Here is a 19,267-nt window from a genome sequence, read left to right as displayed (position 1 = left end):
GCAAGAGTACTTGTTGCGTCAGCCGGCTGACGTTGATGGGTAATAAGTAACACTCTATAGGTCTTAAGTCGCCGCGCTGGCGACACAGGGACAATTACTATTATTTCTGTCAAGTGAGAGTTAAAACCGATGGTTATGCGTTCTGGGTCAAACACACATCCTGCCACTGTTCTGCCAAACAATGACACTTTATATCCGTCTGATAAAGTGCGATCAGAACACAATAATCAACAGGCCCCGCTTATCAACGCCACCCCACTTGGATATTTTTCAGCGCAGCGTGCGGTCGTCCAGAATTTCAAGGCGCCGGCCGCCAATGAAAATCTTGGCTCTGTGCTGCTGTTGCTCGGCACGCTGGTGGAGACACTTAAAACATGGATGGCGAATAAAGAGAATACGCTACCTGATCTTAAGCCCGCGGTGAATGTAACACCCAAGCCATTCGTTGATGTCACGCCGACCCCGGACGTTGTTGTTAAACCGGTCCCTGATCGTGTGCCGGTGGAGGAAAATACATGGCGTCGTGCATTGGCACCTTTTATGAATCGGCCAAACCTGGCCAGTTCTCGTAATAGTTTCGATACTGAATTGATTAACCTGTTTTCAGACGCTCACGATGAACCTTCAAACGGTTTCTTGTCTGCCAAGGCCGCAGGGCAAAAGCCCAATGACATTGCGAACGGTCTTCGTGCGACCTATGAACACTTTCCCTATCTGGGCCAACTTGGCAGAGAAGAGCATGTCGCTGCAATCAAGGTGGCCATGATGAAGTTCGGGCAGAGCCCGGCCGGTATTTTTGATGAGGTCGCCCAGGTGCAGGGCGGCTACAACATTACGATGAAAGATGGTTTCAAGCTTCACATCACCGACGAAGAACTGACCCTGGCCACCCGGGCCGCGAAATTCAGCGGTAGCGACGAAGGGATGGTGAAGGATGCGTGTTTCTTGTTTGCTGTGATGAGCAAGCGGAAAAGCATGCAGCAAGATCTTGAGAAACAGTCGGATCCCTTCATGAGCCTGTATGGCAAGGACAGTTCATACCATGCGCACCGTACTTACCCAGGTGTGTTGGCCAACGCCGGCGGTGGCATTGATGGCGTCTCGGCTTTGAATTATCTGGGCTTGGAAAAACATGTGAAAGTTGTAGAGGCTCACACATTGGGTTCGCAAGCCGGTGTGCCCTTGGAAAAGGGCGGGAGGCAGAAGAATGGCGTCATCATTGAGGGGATTATGGAAGGGCAGTTATACAATAAGCCCGTATCCCCCTCATTAAAAGTTGTCGTGCTCGTCGATTGATCTGCGTCAGTTCAGTGCGTTGATGCGAGTGGTCCGTGACGTTATCCGATAATGTCTGTTTGAGGCGCGGCCCGTCTGGGTGCGCCTTTTTATGTTGAAAACTGAGTGGTCATGATGTTTCTGTCTAACGTTAATTATGCAGTGACGAGATATTCTGGAATTAATGACGGCGTCAGCGTTAAGCCTGAAGGCTCCCGCTCGGCGCAGCCTATAGCGCCTCAGTCCGTCGATACGACGTCCATGAACCCGTTAGATGGCATTGCCCGTCTGCTGGGGGAACTGGAACAGTTGTTGCTGCGGCTTTCGACGCTTGTCAAGGCTGACAAACCGTTGGATAAACCCCCCCTCAACTCTGCCAGGTTTATAAGAGGCACGGCGGCTGACACCGGGGTAAAACCGGGTGATGTATTCAGGGACTTTTATCAGCAGACTGAAGGGAACTGCGTCACGATCTCCGCCATCAAGGCGGCCATGATGAAGTTTGGACACAACCCTCACGGTATCTACAAGACAATACAAGCAACCGATACGGGTTATCACATCGTCATGCGCGACGGCTTCAAGTTGGATATCACACATGAGGAGTTGGAGCAGGCGCAAAAAGGCGCGGATTTCCGCGCGGACAGACCCAACGATGTACTGGTCAACGCGCAGTTTCTATATGCCGTCAGTGCCAAGCGCGCGTATCTGGAAAACAATGATGGAATCGCGAACCAGAGTTTCGACGCGGCCATGCGCAGTTTGAATGATGGCGAGTATCCGGGGCAGGCGCTGCGTCGCCTGGGCCTCAAGAACTATGTGGTACCCGCGACGGTTCAGGATTTCAAGCAAGGCGCCATCGGTACGATTGCAGATTCATTTCATTCGATGGCGGTCATCAATGGCCTGCTGGATGTCTATGGACACAAAAGTGAGTTGTCCACCCTCGGCGTGAACAACCATTCATTCATTGGGTTAAAGCTGATCTAGCGCGCAGTCGCCAGGCTTGGCTGTTCATTCCACGCCCCACCCAGCGCCGTATACAGATTCACCTGCGCCACCCGCAGGTCGCGGTTGTTGATCACTGCATTGCCAATCAACGGGTGCAACGCCGGGTCATGGAACAACGGCTGCCAGTGCGGCTTTAGCGCAACGGTGCCGGCCTGCGCCAAGCGATATCGGGCATCAGCTAACAGCCGCCGAGTACCCAGGCCATACCGACGGTGGTGAGCGTCAGTTTGTTCCTCAGGCGCCCACCATCCATTTGGCCAAACCATGTCGCCCACTGACACCCAGCTTGGCGGCGGCCCGTTTGAGGTAGGTTTCGATCGAACTGTTTTTGACGCTGAGTTTTTCCGCGATTTGCGGCACCGTACCGCCGGTCAACAGACCGAGGCAGACTTCCTGCTCCCGCGCCGAGAGGGTGATATCACTGAGGGACAAGCGCTTGTAGAACTCGCGTTGCAGCTCCGATTGTTCCAACAGGGTGTGGGCTGGCTCGGTTTCGTCGTGAGGGGCCTGACGCAGGATCTGCGCGTGCCGCTCCATCAGCGGCAGCAGGGTGTCTGACAAGCATTTGAGAAACGACAACTGCGCCAGGGAAAAACCACGTTGGGTCGGTGGCCGGTAGAACGAAATCACGCAGCGCCGATTGCCTTGGCGCGACACCAGGTTGCACTGATGTGAACTACCCCGCGGGTGCACGCTGTTGGCCTGGGCTTTCATCTGGATCAGCAGCGGGTCCTGCATGTGCAGCATCTCCCGCAGCAACGGGTGGTCATTGAGTGGGTGCAGGGTCTGTGGGGCAGACAGATCTTTTTTCAAGCCGGCGCTGCCCAGCAGTTTGATGTCCAGCACGCGGTTGCGCAGTTCATCGAGGGTCCATTCGCTGAGGTCCACCAGATGAATCGGCACCCACTTGTCTACCAGGGCCAGCATATTGGCGGCGAAGTACTCTTGGCCGCTGTTTGAAATCAACTCACCCATTTCGGCATAAAAATGCGGGTTGTGTGCGTCGTCATTATTTCGGGTCAGACTCATAGCCATCTCATCCTTGATGTCGAAAACCGCCACTGGAAGCCCTGGGTCTGTGTGGGGCGATCCGGCTGCTTGAACGTAACTCGGCGTTCGAGATGTTATTTAGCCATAGCGATTTGTCCTACGTATGTAGTGGAAACGAGGGACACAACCTGCCATAAAAATGGTGTCATTAATCAGACGTATCTGACGGGTAATCCCACATACGAATAGCCGCAGTCAATATTTAGAGTTGGTTATCTAGCTGATATTAAAGATAAATATATTTATGTGGTGGTTGCTTAAAAACATCGACCCCGGCGCTGTGTAGGCAATTTCCTACAGCGCTTTAATCGTTTCAGCAGTGAACCATCGGCCAAGCGTGTTTCCATCCATTCGGATGTCCGGGTTTCGGGTGACAGACACCTCCTGACCCCCATGCTCAAATCCGGCAACTTCGGTGTAATGGGCCCCCCTGCGCGGCCAGTGCCTGACCCCCATGAGAAGGATCTTATGAAGCATTCCTGCAGCCTGCCGCCCAGCTTCCCGCTCACCGCCGCTCAACAAGACATCTGGCTCGATCAACTGCGTGTGGGCGACTCGCCGCTGTACAACATTGGTGGCTATGTGGATTTCGCCGGCCCCATCCTGCCCGAGCGGGTCCAGCGCGCCGTCGAGCTGCTCGTGGCCAAGCACGATGCGTTGCGTACCCAACTGCACACCGATGCCAATGGCATGCCTCGGCAAACCTTCGCCAATGAGTTGACAACGGACGTGGTGCTGCACGATTTTTCCGCGCTGCCCGACCCGCAGGCGGCAACCCAGGCCCTGATGCAGGCGCAAATGGCTCAGCCCTACAGCATGACCGGCGGGCCCCTGTTTCGCTTTTTCCTGGTCAAGCTCGACGACGACCACTACCGCCTCGGTACCCAGGCCCATCACCTGGTCCTCGACGGCTGGGGTTTTGGCCAGATGCTGCAATCCCTCGCTCACCTGTACACGGCGCTGGAGCACGGTCGGTCAGTGGAGTCGTTGGCTCCGTCGTATGTCGACTTCATTGACGCCGACCAGGGTTACCTCCAATCGGCCCGCTACGCCCGTGACCGTGCCTATTGGCTGGGCAAATACCAGGTCCTGCCCGAGCCGCTGCTCACGCCAAGGCACAGCGCCAACGCGGCGAGCAACACCTTCGTGCAACCCTTCCCGGTGGCGCTGCTCAACCGCATGGAGCAAGTCGCCAACCGCTACCAGGCGTCGGCGTTCCATGTGTTGCTGGCGGCGATGTACGTGTATTTTACCCGCACCAGCCAACGCGATGAGTGGGTGGTAGGGCTGCCGATTCTCAACCGCTCCAACGCGCGTTTTCGTTCCACGGTCGGGTTGTTCGCCCAGGTCAGCGCGGTGCGTTTCCAGTTCAGCGAGCAGTTGCCCTTCAGCGCACTGGTGCGGGGCGTGCGTGATCAGCTCAAGCAGGATTTGCGTCACCAACGTTTCCCCTTGAGCGAGATGAACCGCGAGCTGGGCCTGCGCCGCGCGGGGCGTGGCCAGCTGTTCGACCTGTCGGTGTCGTTCGAGCAGGACGACCATGACCTGCGTTACGGCCAGGTCCAGGCGCGCGCGGTCAAGGTGTCCAACCACCATGAGCCGCTGCCGATCGCCTTTCACCTGCGCAGCAATCGTTACCAGGACAGCGCGTGCCTGCATTGCGTCTACAACGAGGCGTACTTCCAGCATGACGACGTCCAGGCGCTGGCGCAGCGTTTTATCTGGCTGTTGGAACAAGGGCTGGAACAGACGGGGTTGGAGGTGCGGGCATTTTCCGTGGTGCCCCCTGGCGAACAGGCCCAACTGCAGCAATGGAACGCCACCGCGCAACCCTATGGCACGCCGCAGACCCTGCACAGGCGAATTGAAGCGCAAGCCACACGCACGCCGGACGCCGTTGCGGCGGTCTACCAGGGCGCTCAGCTGACTTATGCCCAACTCAACCAACAGGCCAATGCAGTGGCCCATCAACTGCTCGCCCACGGTGTGCAGCCGGATGATCGCGTGGCGATCCTGGCCCGACGCGGCCTGGACACCTTGGCGGGTTTGTTGGCGGTGCTTAAAGCCGGCGCCTGCTATGTACCGATGGATCCGGCCCATCCGACCGAACGCCTCAACTACCTGCTGCACGACAGCGCGCCCGTGGTGGTGCTGACTCAGCAAGACTTACTGCATCGGCTGCCCACATTGGCGGTGCCGGTCATCCCTTTGGATCGCCCTGGCTTCAAGGGCGGCGGCAACCCATCAGTAAAGGTCACGCCGTCGAACCTCGCCTATGTGATTTACACGTCCGGTTCTACCGGGCTGCCTAAGGGCGTGATGGTCGAGCATCACACGGTGTCGAACCTGGTGGACTGGCATTGCCAGGCGTTCGACCTGCACGCGGGCAGCCACACCGCCAGCGTCGCCGGCTTCGGTTTTGATGCGATGGCTTGGGAGGTCTGGCCAGCGCTGTGCGTGGGCGCGACGCTGCATCTGCCACCCGCGAACGACGATGCGCAAGACATTGACGCGCTGCTGAACTGGTGGCGCGCGCAGCCATTGGACGTGTGCTTTCTGCCCACGCCGGTCGCCGAATACGCGTTCAGCCAGGGCCACGGGCACCCCACGTTGCGTACCTTGTTGATTGGTGGCGACCGTCTGCGAGCCTTCACCCGGGCGCAGACGTTCGCGGTGATCAATAACTACGGCCCCACCGAGGCCACGGTAGTTGCGACGTCCGGGTCGGTCGAGGTGGGCCGGCCGCTGCATATCGGTGGGCCTATCGCCAATGCCACCGTCTATCTGCTGGACGAGCAACAACGTCCGGTGCCGATTGGCGTGGCAGGGGAGTTACATGTCGGTGGCAACGGCGTGGCGCGAGGGTATCTGAACCGTCCTGAGTTGAGTGCCGAACGCTTTCTGGACGATCCCTTCAGCACCGGTCGCCTGTACCGCACCGGCGACCTGGCGCGCTGGCTGCCGGACGGCAACCTGGAATACCTGGGACGCAACGACGACCAGGTGAAGGTTCGCGGTGTGCGCATCGAACTGGGGGAAATCGAATCGGCCCTGGCTACCCATCCGGCGGTCCTGGAAGCGGTCGTGCAGTTTCGCGAGGGGCAATTGCTGGCGTGGTTTATCGCACGTCACCCCATCGCTATCGAAGGGTTGCGCACCCACCTGCAAACCTCGCTGCCGGACTACATGCTGCCCGCGGCGTACATACAGCTTGACGTGTTGCCGCTGACCGCCAACGGCAAGCTTGACCGCAAAGCCTTGCCGTCACCGACGCAGGGCGCCTTTATCACACGCCTGTTCGAAGCCCCGCACGACGGTGTAGAAACCACCTTGGCGCAGATCTGGGCCGAGCTGTTGCAGGTGCAGCCCGTTGGGCGACAGGACCACTTTTTCGAACTGGGCGGGCATTCGCTGCTGGCGGTGCAACTGGTGCAACGCATGCGCGAAGCGGGCCTGCACGCGGATGTGCAGGTGCTGTTCGGCCAGCCAACCCTGGCGGCGTTGGCGGCGGCCAGTGCCGGCAGTGACGGGGAGGCACCGGCCAACCGAGTCCCGGTGGGCTGTACCCATATCACGACGGATATGCTCGCGCTGGCCGAGCTGGACTCAGCCAGCCTGGACCGCATCATCGCCAGCATTCCCGGTGGGGCCGCCAACGTGCAGGAGATCTACCCCCTGGCGCCGTTGCAGGAAGGCTTGCTCTACCACCACATCACTGACGAGCAGGACCGATACCAGCAACAGGCGATGTTCAGTTTTGCCCGTCGCGAACAGTTGGATGCCTTCGCCCAGGCCCTGCAAAAAGTGATCGACCGCCACGACATCCTGCGCACCAGCCTGGTGTGGGACACCCTTGAGCAGCCGATGCAGGTGGTGTGGCGCGAAGCGCGGTTGCCGGTCGAACCATTGCGTGACACCCATGCGCCGCTGGACCTGCGCCAGGCGCCACTGATGGCCCTCAACTACGCCGAAGACCGGCACAACCAGCGCTGGATCGCCAAGCTGCGCTTCCATCACTTGGTGAACGATGCCACCTCCATCACGATTCTGGCCGATGAAATTCGTGCCCATCTGCTCGGTCAACAGGCGCAGCTCCCGGCGTCGGTTCCCTACCGCAATGTGGTAGCGCAGAGCCGTGCGCCTGCGCGTCAAGCCGCGCACGAAGCGTTCTTTCGTGAGCACTTGGCCGATGTCGATGAGCCGACCCTGGCGTTCGGCTTGCGGGAACACCCAGCGGAGCGCACGGAGATTGAAGCCGTTGAACGGCCCCTCAGCGAACACCTCAACCAGCGCTTGCGAGCGCAGGTGCGGGCCCTTGGCGTCACGGCGGCCAGCCTGTTCCACTTGGCCTGGGCCCAGGTACTGGGCCGCGTATCCGGCCGTAATGACGTGGTGTTCGGCACGGTACTGCTGGGGCGCTTGCAGGCTGGCGAAGGCGCCGATCGTGCACTGGGCATGTTCATCAATACGTTGCCGCTGCGTCTGCGTTTGGCCGGGCAGGCCGTAGCCGATGCGCTGGCCGACACCCACGCACTGTTGAGCGGCCTGCTCGCCCACGAACAAGCTTCCCTCGCACTGGCGCAGCGTTGCAGCAGCGTGTCACCGCTGTTCAACAGCCTGCTCAACTACCGTCACACCCGCGACGACCAGGCATTCAACCTGGTGCCGGGTATCACTTTGCTCAGCAGTGAAGACATCCTCAGTCATCCGCTGATGATCACCGTGGACGACGCCGCGAGCAGTTTCCGCCTCAAGGTTACGGCGCCGCGCACGGTCGGCGCCGAACGGCTTTGGGGCTACCTCGAGACGGTGCTCAACGGTTTGGTGGACGCGCTTGAGCATGCGCCGAACACCCCTTTGCACGCATTGCCGGTGTTGCCTGACAGCGAGTTACACACACTGCTGGTGGGTTTCAACGCCACCGACACCGACTGGCCCCAAGCCCCGACCCTGCAGGCGCTGTTTGAAGCCCGCGCGCGGCACATCCCGTCTGCCATTGCGGTGCAGGCCGGTGCGCAGCAATTGACCTACCATGCCCTCAACGAACGTGCCAACCAGTTGGCCTTCCACCTGTGCGAACACGGCGTGCAACCCGACTCGCGGGTGGCATTGTGCGTCGAGCGCGGGCTGGACCTGGTGGTGGGCTTGTTGGCCATTCTCAAGGCGGGCGGTGCCTATGTGCCGTTGGACCCGGGCTACCCGCGCGAGCGCCTCGCCTACATGCTCAACGACAGCCAACCCGTGGCGCTGCTGGTGCACGGCAGCACCCGCGACTTACTCGCAGAGGTGTCGATCCCTGTGATCGACTTCGACCGCTGCGACTGGCACCAGGCCCCGAGCGATAACCCGCAAGTGCCCGGCTTGGGTGGCGCCAACCTGGCGTATGTGATGTACACCTCAGGCTCCACGGGGACCCCCAAGGGCGTGATGGTCGAGCATCGCGGGCTGTGCAACCTGATGCACTGGGCTTCCCGGCTGTGCCCGAACGCTGAGGCAGGGGCCTTGCTGCAAAGGGCGCCGTTCAGCTTCGACGGTTCGGTGTGGGAGCTGTTCTGGCCGTTGACCCATGGCCTGCGCCTGGTCCTGGCGCGGCCAGACGGTCATCGCGACCCGGCCTACCTGGCACAGGTCATTCGCGATCAGCACATCACGGTGATTCAGTTCGTGCCGGCGATGTTGCAGCAGTTCCTCGAGTTGGAAGCGTCAGCCCTGTGCACCAGCCTGACCGATGTGTTCTGCGGCGGCGGTGAACTGACCGCTGCCCTGGCCCGTGGCGTGCAGGCGCGCTTGCCCAAGGTGCGCTTGCACAACGTCTATGGCCCCACCGAGGCAACGGTGGACTGCTGCGCCTGGACGCTGGAGCCCGGCGCGCCAGTCCCCTGCGTGCAATTACCCATCGGCCGGGCGATCAACAACACCCGCCTGTATGTGCTGGACGAACACGATACGCCGGTGCCCATGGGCATCAGCGGCCAACTGCATATCGGCGGCGTCGGTGTTGCCCGGGGCTACCTGGGGTTGGAGCAGATGACCGCCGAGCGCTTCATCGACAGCCCCTTCGTGGCCGGTGACCGGCTGTATCGCACCGGCGACCTGGTGCGTTACCTGCCGGAGGGCAACCTCGAGTTCCTGGGGCGCAATGACTTCCAGGTCAAACTGCGTGGTGTACGCCTGGAACCGGGGGAAATCGAATCATGCCTGGCCGCGCATCCAGCGTTGCGTGACGTCGTGGTGCTGATTCGCGATGAGCGCTTGGTGGCGTACTTCACCCTGCGTGACCAGGCGCCAAGCCTGGAAGCATTGCGTGTGCATGCCTTGGAGCAACTGCCGGAGTACATGGTGCCGGCCGCCTTCGTGCAACTCGACGCCTTGCCCCTCAACCCTGCCGGCAAACTCGACCGCAGCGCCCTGCCGGACCCCGGGGTGGACGCGGTGCTCAGCCGTGCCTATGAAGCGCCCCAGGGCGAAGTGGAAATCCTCATGTCCGGGATCTGGGCCGACGTCTTGAAGCTGGAGCGGGTAGGGCGCCATGACCACTTCTTCGAACTGGGCGGGCACTCATTGCTGGCGGTGAACCTGGTGACGCGCATGCGCAAGGCGGGGCTGGAGGTGGATACGCGAACCTTGTTCAGCCAACCGACCCTGGCCCAACTGGCCGCGCGGACGGTGATGAAGGAGCAGCGCATGGACGTGCCGCACACCGCCATTCCCCAACTCAACCGCCGCCGCAGAATCTAAGTGCCTGGACGCGATCAATGTGGGAGGGGGCAGCGCTCGCCACAGGGGAATAGGACGGCCTTCAAAAGTTGTGTAGATACGATAGAGCGATCCACCGTGGTCTTGGCAATCTCCAGCAAATGCCACACCGCCAGAATCTTCGCCCGCTCGGGGCTTTCCAACTGCTCGCCGCAATCCAGCGCAGTCGCCGAAGCACTGTCGAGCAGACGGGCGGATATTGCACAGTACCCGCTGATTCATCGGGTGGACGATCAAATGTGTCCGGGATGGGAGAGCTGGTTTGCATTCCAGGGGCTGGCTGCACCGCCGTATCACCACGGCCCACGCTTTCCGGACTCCAGTCTGGCGATCAGCCTGGCGGTGAAAGGCGGGGGAATCGCCTTGGGCAGAACCGCACTGGTATATGACGCTTTGAAGGAGGGGGCGTTGGTTGCGCTGAACGCTGTGGTGATGATGTCGCCGGCTGCTTACTACATCATTTGCCGAAATGGGCGTCAGTCGGAGCCGGATATCGCTAGGTTGTTTGATTGGCTCAAGACGCAGGCTGATGAGTGTGTGCGTGCGGTACAAATGAACCCCGTAGGGCTAGCGCGCTAGCCTACGGGGATTGAGGTGTTTCTCTTTCGAGCGTATCAGCGCGGCATCGGTACAAACGCCACGCTGCCCCCCGAGCGCTTCTGAAACAACCGCTCGCCATTGTCCGGCTGGGTGGTGATGACCTGATGGTCAGCGCCCAGGAACGCCAGCGGTGTCGGGTCTTCCTTGGAGTACTGCGCGACGATAATCGTGTGCTGCGGGTCGAAGCCCTGGCCGCTGGTTTTTTCCAGCCAGGCCATGAACGCGGCGCTGTCGCCCTGGCGTGGGAAGTCCTGGGTTTCGCTGACGTAGTAGAACGGTTTGCCGCCGTTTTGCAGGTACATGGGCAGCTTGTTGTCCACTTCCACCAGCACCATTTGCCATTGATTCCACGGTGCGCTTTTCACGGCCTGGGCTTGCACGTCCTCGGCGAAGCGGGTCACGCCGCCGTTGCCGGTGGTCCAGGGGTAGATCACACCCAGCACCAGCAACAGCAAACCTGCGGTGATGCCAAAGCCTTTTTGCCAGCGCGGCCAACTGGCGGTTTTGTTCTCCAGGCGTTCACTCAACCACCAGGCCGCCAGCAATTGCGCAAACGGCACCAGCGGCAGCACGTAGTAGCTGCGACGGCTGCCGCTGGCGGTAAAGAACACAAACAGCAGGCCCAGGCCCCACACCAGCCATCGCACGTTGGGCGGGGTCTGGCGCCAGTGCCGCACGGCCAGCCACGCGCCCAGCACCCAGCACGGTGCCCAGGGCAGGGTGTAGACCGGCAGGTAGATCAGGTAGGTGTAGATCGGTCCCATGTGGTCGAACGGGTCGAAGAAGCGCACCACGTTTTCCCGGAACACCAGTTCCAGGCCGCTCTCGCCGTAGGTGGGGGCGCCGTAAAGGTGCGACAACACAAAGGGAATGGCATAGAACGCGCCGGCGATAACCATCGCCAGCACCAGGCGCAGATTGAGGTGGCGTTTGTAGCGGTGTTCACTGAGCAGGTGCGGCAGCAACACCAGCCCGGGCAGCACGAAGCCGATCAAGCCTTTGAACAGTGACGTCGCCGCCAGCAACAGGAAAAACACGGTGTAGCGCCCCAGCCGGGTGTCGTCCGGCCCGCGCCAATACCACCAGACCGCCGCCAGCACGCCGCACACGGTCAGCACATCGGCCGTGGCCACTCGGGCCCAGAACAGGAAGTAGAAGGTGGTGGCGAGCATCCAGCCGGCAATCAGCCCCGTGCCTTTGCGAAACAGGCGCTCGCCAATCAGGTACACCAGCCAGATACTCAGCCAGGCGGCAATCACCGACGACAAGCGCAAGGACCAAGGGCCAAGGCCACCCATCAGGTTGGCAAAGCCGGTGATCAGCCAGTAGGAGGGCAGGGGTTTGTCGTAATACGGCGTGCCCTTGAGGTAAGGGTCGAAGTAGTCACCGCTTTGCAGCATTTGCAGGGCGATGTTCGCCCAACGGGTTTCCGGCCCCCACAGGTCTCGACTGCCCAGGCCCAGCAGCAAGAGCAAGGCCGAGACGCCTAGCAGCAACACCAGGGCGCCGCGTTCGGTTTTCCAGAAACTCATGGGTTTTTCCCTGTGGCAGGCACGGTATTAAGGTTGTTGTGGGTAAACGATCAGCAGCAGGTCGCCCTTGCGATAGCGTTTGCCACCTGGTGGCAATTGCCCTTCTTCACGGTGCTCACTGGTGCTCTTGACCCGCATCAGCACACCGACCGAACCTTGCTGGCGTGCGTCGGCCAGCCAGGGTTGGACCTCGTCCAGGCCGACCTTGCGCTGCACCGAGTCGGCATATTCCAGGCCGTAGCGCAGCTCGCCCACGGTGTCATAAAACGCCACTTGCGGCCGACGCAGGCGCCAGGACAAGGCGGAAGCCGAGCCCAACTCGTTGCTCAGCAAAGCATGGGTTTGTTGCAATTCATCCATATGCTCGAGCACGAACTGATCGGGCATTTCGTTATCCGTGATCGCAGCCGGCATACCCGCCGGCAGCAGCGCTACCAGCAAGCCAATGCCGAGGGTCGGCGTCGCCCACAGTGTCAGCGGGCGAACCACTTGCAGCAGGTTGGCCAGGATCCAGCCCAGCAGCACGATAAAGGTCAGGGACAGGCTGAACATCTCGGCGTGGCTGTTGCCATACACCGGGTTAGTCACTTGCAGGTAGATCAGCACCACCATCGCTGCCAGGCCAATCGTGAAGTTGACTGCACCATTGACGAGGATCGCCCGTGTTTTGCCTTGTTTGACCAGGTCGATCAGGGTGTGGCCCATCAACAACGCCAGGGGCAACAGGCACGGCATGATGTAAGTCGGCAGCTTGCCTTTGCTCAGGCTGAAAAAGCCCAGGGGCAGCAACATCCATAGGGCGAGAAAGGCAATCGCCGGCTGGCCCTTTTCCTTCCAGGTCTTGGACAGGGTGCTTGGCAATAGCGCAGACCAAGGCAGGCACGCCACCACCATGATCGGCAGGAAGAACCAAAACGGCCGTGCATGTTGTGCGTTGTCGGCGGCAAAGCGACGGATGTGCTCATGCCAGAAAAAGAAGCGCCAGTAGTCCGGTTCCTGCAGGTGCACGGCCAGGACCCATGGCAAGCACACCAGCGCGGCGATCAGCACCGCCAAGGGGCCGTAGCGCAACAGTTCGCCCACGCGGCGCTGCCAGACCAGGTAAGGCACGGCGATCAATACCGGCAACAGCCACGCCAGGAACCCCTTGGTCAGGAACCCCATGCCGCAGGCCACGCCCAGCAATGCCCACGCCCCCAGGCGTCCGCGAGCGGTGGGGTTGTCCAAGGCAAACCACAGCGCGACGAGGCTCAGGTTCACCCAGAAGGTGAATTGCGGGTCGAGGTTGGAATACCCCGCTTGCCCGGCTACCAGGCCAAAGCTCATGTAGAGCAGGGCGCAGGCGAAGCTTTTACGTGGGTCGTTCCACAAGCGACGGGCGATCAGGTACGCCAGCAGCACACTCAGGCCCGAGGTCAGGACTGACGCGATGCGCACACCGAAGAGGTTTTCACCGAACACGGCTTGGCCCACGGCGATCAGCCAATAACCGGCGGCCGGTTTCTCGAAATAACGCACACCCATGAAGTGCGGCGATACCCAATTGCCGCTCATCAGCATTTCCTGGCTGACTTGGGCATAGCGGGTTTCATCCGGGGTCCACAAGCCGTGAAGGCCCAGTGGCAATAGAAAGAAAACGGCAAAGCCCAGCAGTAGCAAGGGCAGGGGTTTCAAGCGGGTCATCGAGACGTCGCTCCTTGACGTTTATTGGAGGGCAGTGAGTGTAAAGAATTAATAGAGCTAAGCATTAAAATGTTCACTAAGCCGTTGAAGAAATTCATGACGTCCTTAACTAACGGGCGCAATTAAACATGCCAGAGGTGGGCTGTCGCCTGGCTGAACACAACGGCCTCTGGATATGTAAAAAAGTGTGTTTAAAGTTGTTTCAGAGCTGCCGTCCATTCTTCAATGTTCATCGTGCCCAGGGCCTGGAGTTTGCCGTTGGGTAGCACCTTGACGAACAGTGCGCTGCCGTACTGGGCCGCAGCCGCACGAGGGTAGCCTAACGCTTGCTGGAAATCGCTCATGCAGGCGCTGTGGGTGACCAGCATCAGGTTGCGACCCGCCAGTTTGTGGCTGAGGATTTCTTCGCCCATGGCGTCCCCGCAGATGGCGAGTGGGCCAGGGGAGAGCTCGGTCTTGCCAAACATGAACTGTGAGGTCTGGGCGGTGCGCGTGGTAGGGCTGCTGAGCACGTCGGTGCGCTCCATGCCCAGGGTATTGAAGGCTTTGCCCAGTTTGGTCGCCTGCTCAGTGCCGTTGACCGTCAGGCCGTCGGCGGGGCCGAAGCAAGGGTTGCTTGAACGGTCGCAGCGCTCTTCATGACGCACCAGTACGATCAGGTCGCCACTGCGCCAACTGGCCAGGACCCCTGAGGTCACCAGGCGGTTGCCCACGCCCAGGTCCGTGGGTGATTTTGGCCAGAGCAGAAAGCCTGCCAACAGCAAGCCGATCACTGCGACGCATGCCAAATGCAGCCGGAACTTTTTCAGGCGCTTTAACATCGCCCCTTTGGGTTGGGGTTTGCTTAAGGTCATGTCAGCCACGCTGTTCACCATCGGCACTATTGTTGTGTTGTACAAAACAGGCGCAACTAATTGGCGGATGCCCGTAGTGGTGCAAAAGCCTGTCACAGGGCTGCTGTCTTTTAGCTGAACATGTGGAGGTTAAGAAGGGTCGTGTGCGGCAACTAAGTTGCGGGTTATCGACGCTTGGAGGGCACGTTAAAGAGTAGGGAGTGGGCAAGCGGTGAAATCCATGTGAAAAATTTGCGTGGGGCCGACATTCAGCCGTTATTCTCGTTCGCAGTCCTTCGAACGAGCGTTCTTATGTTGCAGGTGCAAGGTGTTGTCAAAAACTATGCCACGCCGCAAGGCGCGCTGACCGTTCTGGCGGGTGTTGACCTGTCGCTGGATGAGCGTAGCAGCTTAGCGCTGATGGGCGAGTCGGGCAGTGGAAAAAGTACATTGTTGCACCTGGTCGCCGGGCTTGATCGAGTGGACGGCGGCAGCATCCGCATAGGCGGCCAGCGCCTCGATCAGTTGAATGAAGCGCAACTGGCCCATTGGCGCCGTACGGAGATCGGCCTGGTCTTCCAGCAGTTCAACCTGATCGGCAGTTTGCGCGTCGACGACAACCTGGCATTCCAGGCGCGGTTGGCCGGGCGTTTTGATCCGCAGTGGCAGGCGCAGTTGGTCGAGCGCCTGGGCTTGGGCGACGTGCTCACGCGTTATCCAGAGCAGCTGTCCGGCGGCCAACAGCAGCGGGTGGCGGTGGGCCGCGCGTTGGCCTCTCGGCCGCGGTTGCTCTTGGCCGATGAGCCGACCGGGAACCTGGATGAAGCCACCAGCGATGAGGTGTTGCAGCTGCTGTTGGACCTGCTGCGCGACAGCCCCACCAGCCTGTTGATGGTCACCCATAGCCCACGCCTCGCCGCACGCCTTGATCGCCAGGTGGTGCTGCACCGTGGTCGCGTCGTGCCGGCGGGTGCTCGCTGAGATGAGGGTGTTTTTTTGCACGCTGCGCGCGCTGCTCAGCCACTGGCGCCGCCATCCTGTGCAGTTCTTCAGCGTGCTGACCGGCCTGTGGCTGGCGACTGCGCTGCTGACCGGTGTGCAGGCCCTCAACAGCCAGGCGCGCGATAGCTACGCGCGTGCCAGCCAACTGATTGGCGGGGAACCGCAGGCCAGCTTGAGTGCGCCGGACGGTGCCAGCTTCCCGCAAGCGCTGTTCGCCCAACTACGCCGTGCCGGCTGGCCGGTATCTCCAGTGGTGCAGGGGCGGGTGGTGCTCAAGGGGCATGAGGCGCAGCGGCTGCAATTGCTGGGCATCGATCCGCTGTCCTTGCCTGGCAGCGGGAGCGTGGCGGGGCAACGGTTGAGCCAGGCGCAAATGCTCGATTTTTTCACCACGCCGGGGCGTACCTGGATTGCCGCGCAAACCTTACAGGCACTCCGATTGCACGAAGGGGAGCAGCCGCTGACGGCAAACGAGCAGCGCCTGCCGCCGCTGCAGGTGCAGCCGGACATGGCCCCGGGCATGCTGTTGACGGACATCGGCTTTGCCCAACCCCTGTTGGACATGCCTGGGCGCCTGTCGCGCTTGCTGCTCGACAACACCTTCGCCGCCGGCCATCCCATGCCACCGGCAGCACTGCAGCTCAAACAGGGCGAGGACAACAACCTCTCCCGCCTCACCGAGAGCTTTCACCTGAACCTCGACGCCTTGGGCTTTTTGTCCTTTGTGGTGGGGCTGTTTATCGTGCATGCGGCCATCGGCCTGGCCCTGGAGCAACGCCGTGGCCTGTTGCGCACGTTGCGAGCGTGCGGGGTCAGTGCACGGATGCTGATCGTGAGCCTGGGGGTTGAACTGGGTTTTTTAGCCGTGTTGGGAGGGCTGTTGGGGGTCGCCAGCGGTTACCTGTTGGCCAGCCTCTTACTGCCGGATGTAGCGGCCAGCTTGCGCGGCTTGTACGGCGCCGAAGTCGCGGGCCAATTGAGCCTGAGCCCAGGGTGGTGGATCACCGGGTTGGGCTTGAGCCTGTTCGGCGCGTTGCTTGCCGGGGCCGGCAGCCTGTGGCGAGCGGCGCGTTTGCCGTTGCTGGCGCTGGCCAATGCCCAAGCGTGGCAGGAGTCTCACGGGCGCTGGTTGCGGCGCCAGGGCTGGGTGGCCGGTGCCGCGCTGGTGATCGCCTTGTTGGCGCTGTGCTGGGGCGACAGCCTGGCCGCAGGTTTTGTCCTGATGGCGGCCCTATTGTTAGGCGCCGCGTTGGGGTTGCCGGTGATCCTCAATGCTGTGCTAAAAGTGCTGCTGGGGCGCAGCCGTTCGGTACTGGGCCAATGGTTTCTCGCTGACTGTCGCCAGCAACTGCCAGCCTTGAGCCTGGCGCTGATGGCGCTGTTGTTGGCCCTGGCGGCGAATATCGGTGCCGGTTCCATGACGTCGGGGTTTCGCCAGACCTTCAATCACTGGCTGGAGCAACGCCTCACCGCCGAGTTGTACCTGAACCCGCAAACCCCGGCCCAGGCGCAGCAACTGAGCCCTTGGCTGGCCCGACAGCCCCTGGTGCAGACGGTGTTGCCCACCTGGCAAGTCGCGGTACAACTGCAGGGTTGGCCTGCGGATGTGTTCGGCGTGGTCGACGACCCCACTTATCGCCAGCACTGGCCGCTGCTGGAGGCGGCGAGCACGCCATGGGATCGTTTGCTGCGGGACGACAGCGTGATGCTCAGCGAGCAACTGGCGCGGCGCTTGAAGGTGCGGTTGGGGGACACCGTTCAGATCCCCACGCCTGAGGGCGCGTGGTCGCCGCACGTGGTGGGGATCTACGCCGACTACGGCAACCCCAAAGGCCATTTGCTGGTCAATTCGCAGCACCTGCTGGCGCACTGGCCGATGCTCTCGCCGGCACGCTTCAACCTGCGTGTGGCAGCGCAAAACGTGGCGCCACTGGTGCAGGCCGTCCAGCGTGAATTTGGCCTGGAAGACAGCCGTATCGTCGATCAACAGCAACTCAAGGGCTGGTCCAGCCAGGTCTTTGAACGCACCTTTGCCGCCACTGCGGCCCTGAACAGCCTCACCCTTGGCGTCGCCGGCGTGGCGCTGTTTATCAGCTTGCTGACCCAGAGCCAAAGCCGCCTCGGTCAACTTGCGCCGTTATGGGCGCTGGGGGTGACGCGTCGACAATTGATGTTGCTCAACCTGGGCCAGACCTGGTTGCTGGCGGTACTCACCCTGGTTCTGGCGTTGCCGTTGGGGCTGCTGTTGGCGTGGTGCCTGGATGCGGTGATCAACGTCCAGGCGTTCGGCTGGCGCCTGCCGTTGCAGGTGTTCCCGTGGCAGCTTGCCCAGTTGTTGGCATTGGCGATGCTTGCCACGTTGTTGGCCTGCGCCTGGCCGCTGTGGCAGTTGTACCGCAGCCGCCCAGCGGATTTGTTGAGGACCTTTGCCCATGAAGATTAACGCCTGGCTGGGGGCCGTCTTGTTGCTGCTGAGCGCGTGCGACAAAGCCCCTGCGCCGCCGGAAAGCTTTGCTGGCCTTGGCAGCGAGGCGGCGGAATTTGCCCAGGTCGTGCCTGGCAAGGTCTTCAGTTTTCCCGAGGACCACGGCCCCCACGACGGCTTCCGTATCGAATGGTGGTACGTCACCGCTAACCTCCAGGACGACCAAGGCCGGGTATTCGGCGTGCAATGGACGTTGTTTCGCAGCGCCTTGAAAGCGCAGCCTCCACAGCCGGGCTGGCAGGACTCGACCCTGTGGCTTGGCCACGCCGCCGTGACGTCGGCCACTCACCACTATGCGGCCGAACGTTTCGCCCGCGGCGGCGTCGGCCAGGCCGGTGCCCAGGCGCTGCCGTTCAACGCCTGGATCGACGACTGGAACTTCGCCACCCGGCCCGGCGCCCAGAGCTCCCTGGCCGACATGCAACTCAAGGCCGCTGGCCCGCAATTCGCCTATGACTTGCACCTGGCCTCCAGCCGCCCCTTGGTGCTGCAAGGCGAGCACGGCTACAGCCGCAAATCCGACCAGGGGCAGGCGTCGTATTACTACAGCCAGCCGTTTTTCACGGCCAGCGGCAGCGTCACCCTCGATGGCAAGACTTACCCCGTCAGTGGCACCGCCTGGCTCGACCGCGAATGGAGCAGCCAACCCTTGGCCGCCAGCCAGACGGGCTGGGACTGGTTCTCCCTGCACCTGGACCGTGGCGAGCAGTTGATGCTGTTTCGCGTGCGGCAAAAAGACGGTGCCGGTTACCTCACGGGCACCTGGATCGACCCGCAAGGCCGTACCCAGACCTTGCACAACGCCGACATACAGCTCACACCGCTGGCCACTACCGACATCGACGGGCGCAGTCTTCCCACGCGCTGGTCACTGAAAATCCCCGGCAAACAGCTGGACATCACCCCCCAGGCCGTCAACCCGAAGGCGTGGATGAACTTGAGTATCCCGTACTGGGAAGGGCCGGTGCAGTTTGAGGGTGGGGTGGGGTATTTGGAGATGACGGGGTATTAGGCAACTGCTCAAACTTCATCGCGATCTC

Annotated in this window: 12 protein-coding genes and 1 pseudogene; 7 read left to right on the top strand and 6 right to left on the bottom strand. The window is 61.3% G+C overall.

Translation table 11 applies throughout. The annotated features are described in order from the left end of the window. Positions 1 to 129 precede the first annotated feature (129 nt). A complete protein-coding gene (locus M5B43_RS05395; RefSeq protein WP_248749123.1) occupies positions 130 to 1,296 on the top strand; it encodes a type III secretion protein in 1,167 nt (388 codons plus the stop codon). A gap of 111 nt (positions 1,297 to 1,407) precedes the next feature. Then, positions 1,408 to 2,265 carry a hypothetical protein gene (locus M5B43_RS05390; protein WP_248749122.1) on the top strand — a complete coding sequence of 286 codons (858 nt, stop codon included), beginning with the start codon at positions 1,408 to 1,410 and terminating at the stop codon, positions 2,263 to 2,265. On the opposite strand, the gene M5B43_RS05385 is transcribed toward M5B43_RS05390, so the two are convergent. Next, positions 2,262 to 2,447, bottom strand: coding sequence for a hypothetical protein (locus M5B43_RS05385; protein WP_248749347.1), 186 nt, complete (start codon positions 2,445 to 2,447; stop codon positions 2,262 to 2,264). The two genes, M5B43_RS05390 and M5B43_RS05385, sit on opposite strands and share 4 nt — an antisense overlap. Positions 2,448 to 2,520: 73 nt before the next feature. Beyond that, positions 2,521 to 3,315 (bottom strand): helix-turn-helix transcriptional regulator, encoded by a 795-nt coding sequence (locus M5B43_RS05380; RefSeq protein ID WP_248749121.1) that lies wholly within the window; start codon positions 3,313 to 3,315, stop codon positions 2,521 to 2,523. Between the two features lie 489 nt (positions 3,316 to 3,804). Here M5B43_RS05380 and M5B43_RS05375 point away from each other — a divergent pair, with 489 nt between their 5' ends. Beyond that, complete coding sequence (locus M5B43_RS05375; protein WP_248749120.1) at positions 3,805 to 10,074, top strand: non-ribosomal peptide synthetase; 6,270 nt, start codon at positions 3,805 to 3,807, stop codon at positions 10,072 to 10,074. Between the two features lie 14 nt (positions 10,075 to 10,088). On the opposite strand, the pseudogene M5B43_RS05370 reads toward M5B43_RS05375, so the two are convergent. Beyond that, positions 10,089 to 10,289: pseudogene (locus M5B43_RS05370) on the bottom strand (hypothetical protein); the annotation flags it as partial. On the opposite strand from M5B43_RS05370, the gene M5B43_RS05365 reads away from it, so the two are divergent. After that, positions 10,210 to 10,671, top strand: coding sequence for a LysR substrate-binding domain-containing protein (locus M5B43_RS05365; protein ID WP_248749341.1), 462 nt, complete (start codon positions 10,210 to 10,212; stop codon positions 10,669 to 10,671). The pseudogene M5B43_RS05370 and the gene M5B43_RS05365 sit on opposite strands and share 80 nt — an antisense overlap. 35 nt (positions 10,672 to 10,706) lie before the next feature. Here M5B43_RS05365 and M5B43_RS05360 read toward each other — a convergent pair whose 3' ends face one another. From M5B43_RS05360 to M5B43_RS05350, 3 genes are all read right to left on the bottom strand, one after another. Beyond that, on the bottom strand, positions 10,707 to 12,224 hold the full coding sequence (locus tag M5B43_RS05360; RefSeq protein WP_248749119.1) for a glycosyltransferase family 39 protein: 1,518 nt from the start codon (positions 12,222 to 12,224) through the stop codon (positions 10,707 to 10,709). 27 nt (positions 12,225 to 12,251) lie between these two features. Next, the gene (gene arnT / locus M5B43_RS05355; protein WP_248749118.1) at positions 12,252 to 13,907 is read right to left on the bottom strand and encodes a lipid IV(A) 4-amino-4-deoxy-L-arabinosyltransferase; all 1,656 of its coding nucleotides are present in this window, start codon (positions 13,905 to 13,907) and stop codon (positions 12,252 to 12,254) included. 191 nt (positions 13,908 to 14,098) lie between these two features. Beyond that, the gene (locus M5B43_RS05350; RefSeq protein WP_248749117.1) at positions 14,099 to 14,782 is read right to left on the bottom strand and encodes a histidine phosphatase family protein; all 684 of its coding nucleotides are present in this window, start codon (positions 14,780 to 14,782) and stop codon (positions 14,099 to 14,101) included. Between the two features lie 270 nt (positions 14,783 to 15,052). Between M5B43_RS05350 and M5B43_RS05345 the strand changes: the two genes are divergently transcribed. Genes M5B43_RS05345 through M5B43_RS05335 form a run of 3 tightly spaced genes read left to right on the top strand, consistent with a single transcriptional unit; the run spans position 15,053 to position 19,239 of the window. Next, the gene (locus M5B43_RS05345; protein WP_248749116.1) at positions 15,053 to 15,721 is read left to right on the top strand and encodes an ABC transporter ATP-binding protein; all 669 of its coding nucleotides are present in this window, start codon (positions 15,053 to 15,055) and stop codon (positions 15,719 to 15,721) included. A gap of 1 nt (position 15,722) precedes the next feature. Then, positions 15,723 to 18,185 (top strand): FtsX-like permease family protein, encoded by a 2,463-nt coding sequence (locus tag M5B43_RS05340; RefSeq protein ID WP_248749115.1) that lies wholly within the window; start codon positions 15,723 to 15,725, stop codon positions 18,183 to 18,185. After that, entirely contained in the window at positions 18,175 to 19,239 is a 1,065-nt protein-coding gene (locus tag M5B43_RS05335) for a lipocalin-like domain-containing protein (RefSeq protein WP_248749114.1), read from the top strand. Before M5B43_RS05340 ends, M5B43_RS05335 begins: the two co-directional genes overlap by 11 nt. The last annotated feature ends 28 nt before the right edge of the window (positions 19,240 to 19,267 follow it).

Origin of the sequence: Pseudomonas sp. MWU15-20650 (genome assembly GCF_023242475.1) — a bacterium.
Classification (GTDB): Bacteria; Pseudomonadota; Gammaproteobacteria; order Pseudomonadales; family Pseudomonadaceae; genus Aquipseudomonas.
Note: the sequence above shows the minus strand (reverse complement) of the source record. Positions and strands in the feature narration are given on the sequence as shown.

Bases quoted from the DNA above. Each gene is read 5' to 3' on its own strand.
- M5B43_RS05390 (WP_248749122.1), top strand. From the start codon at position 1,408: ATGATGTTTCTGTCTAACGTTAATTATGCAGTGACGAGATATTCTGGA.
- M5B43_RS05335 (WP_248749114.1), top strand. From the start codon at position 18,175: ATGAAGATTAACGCCTGGCTGGGGGCCGTCTTGTTGCTGCTGAGCGCG.
- M5B43_RS05345 (WP_248749116.1), top strand. From the start codon at position 15,053: ATGTTGCAGGTGCAAGGTGTTGTCAAAAACTATGCCACGCCGCAAGGC.
- M5B43_RS05360 (WP_248749119.1), bottom strand. From the start codon at position 12,224: ATGAGTTTCTGGAAAACCGAACGCGGCGCCCTGGTGTTGCTGCTAGGC.
- M5B43_RS05350 (WP_248749117.1), bottom strand. From the start codon at position 14,782: ATGGTGAACAGCGTGGCTGACATGACCTTAAGCAAACCCCAACCCAAA.
- M5B43_RS05380 (WP_248749121.1), bottom strand. From the start codon at position 3,315: ATGAGTCTGACCCGAAATAATGACGACGCACACAACCCGCATTTTTAT.
- arnT (WP_248749118.1), bottom strand. From the start codon at position 13,907: ATGACCCGCTTGAAACCCCTGCCCTTGCTACTGCTGGGCTTTGCCGTT.
- M5B43_RS05395 (WP_248749123.1), top strand. From the start codon at position 130: ATGGTTATGCGTTCTGGGTCAAACACACATCCTGCCACTGTTCTGCCA.
- M5B43_RS05340 (WP_248749115.1), top strand. From the start codon at position 15,723: ATGAGGGTGTTTTTTTGCACGCTGCGCGCGCTGCTCAGCCACTGGCGC.
- M5B43_RS05375 (WP_248749120.1), top strand. From the start codon at position 3,805: ATGAAGCATTCCTGCAGCCTGCCGCCCAGCTTCCCGCTCACCGCCGCT.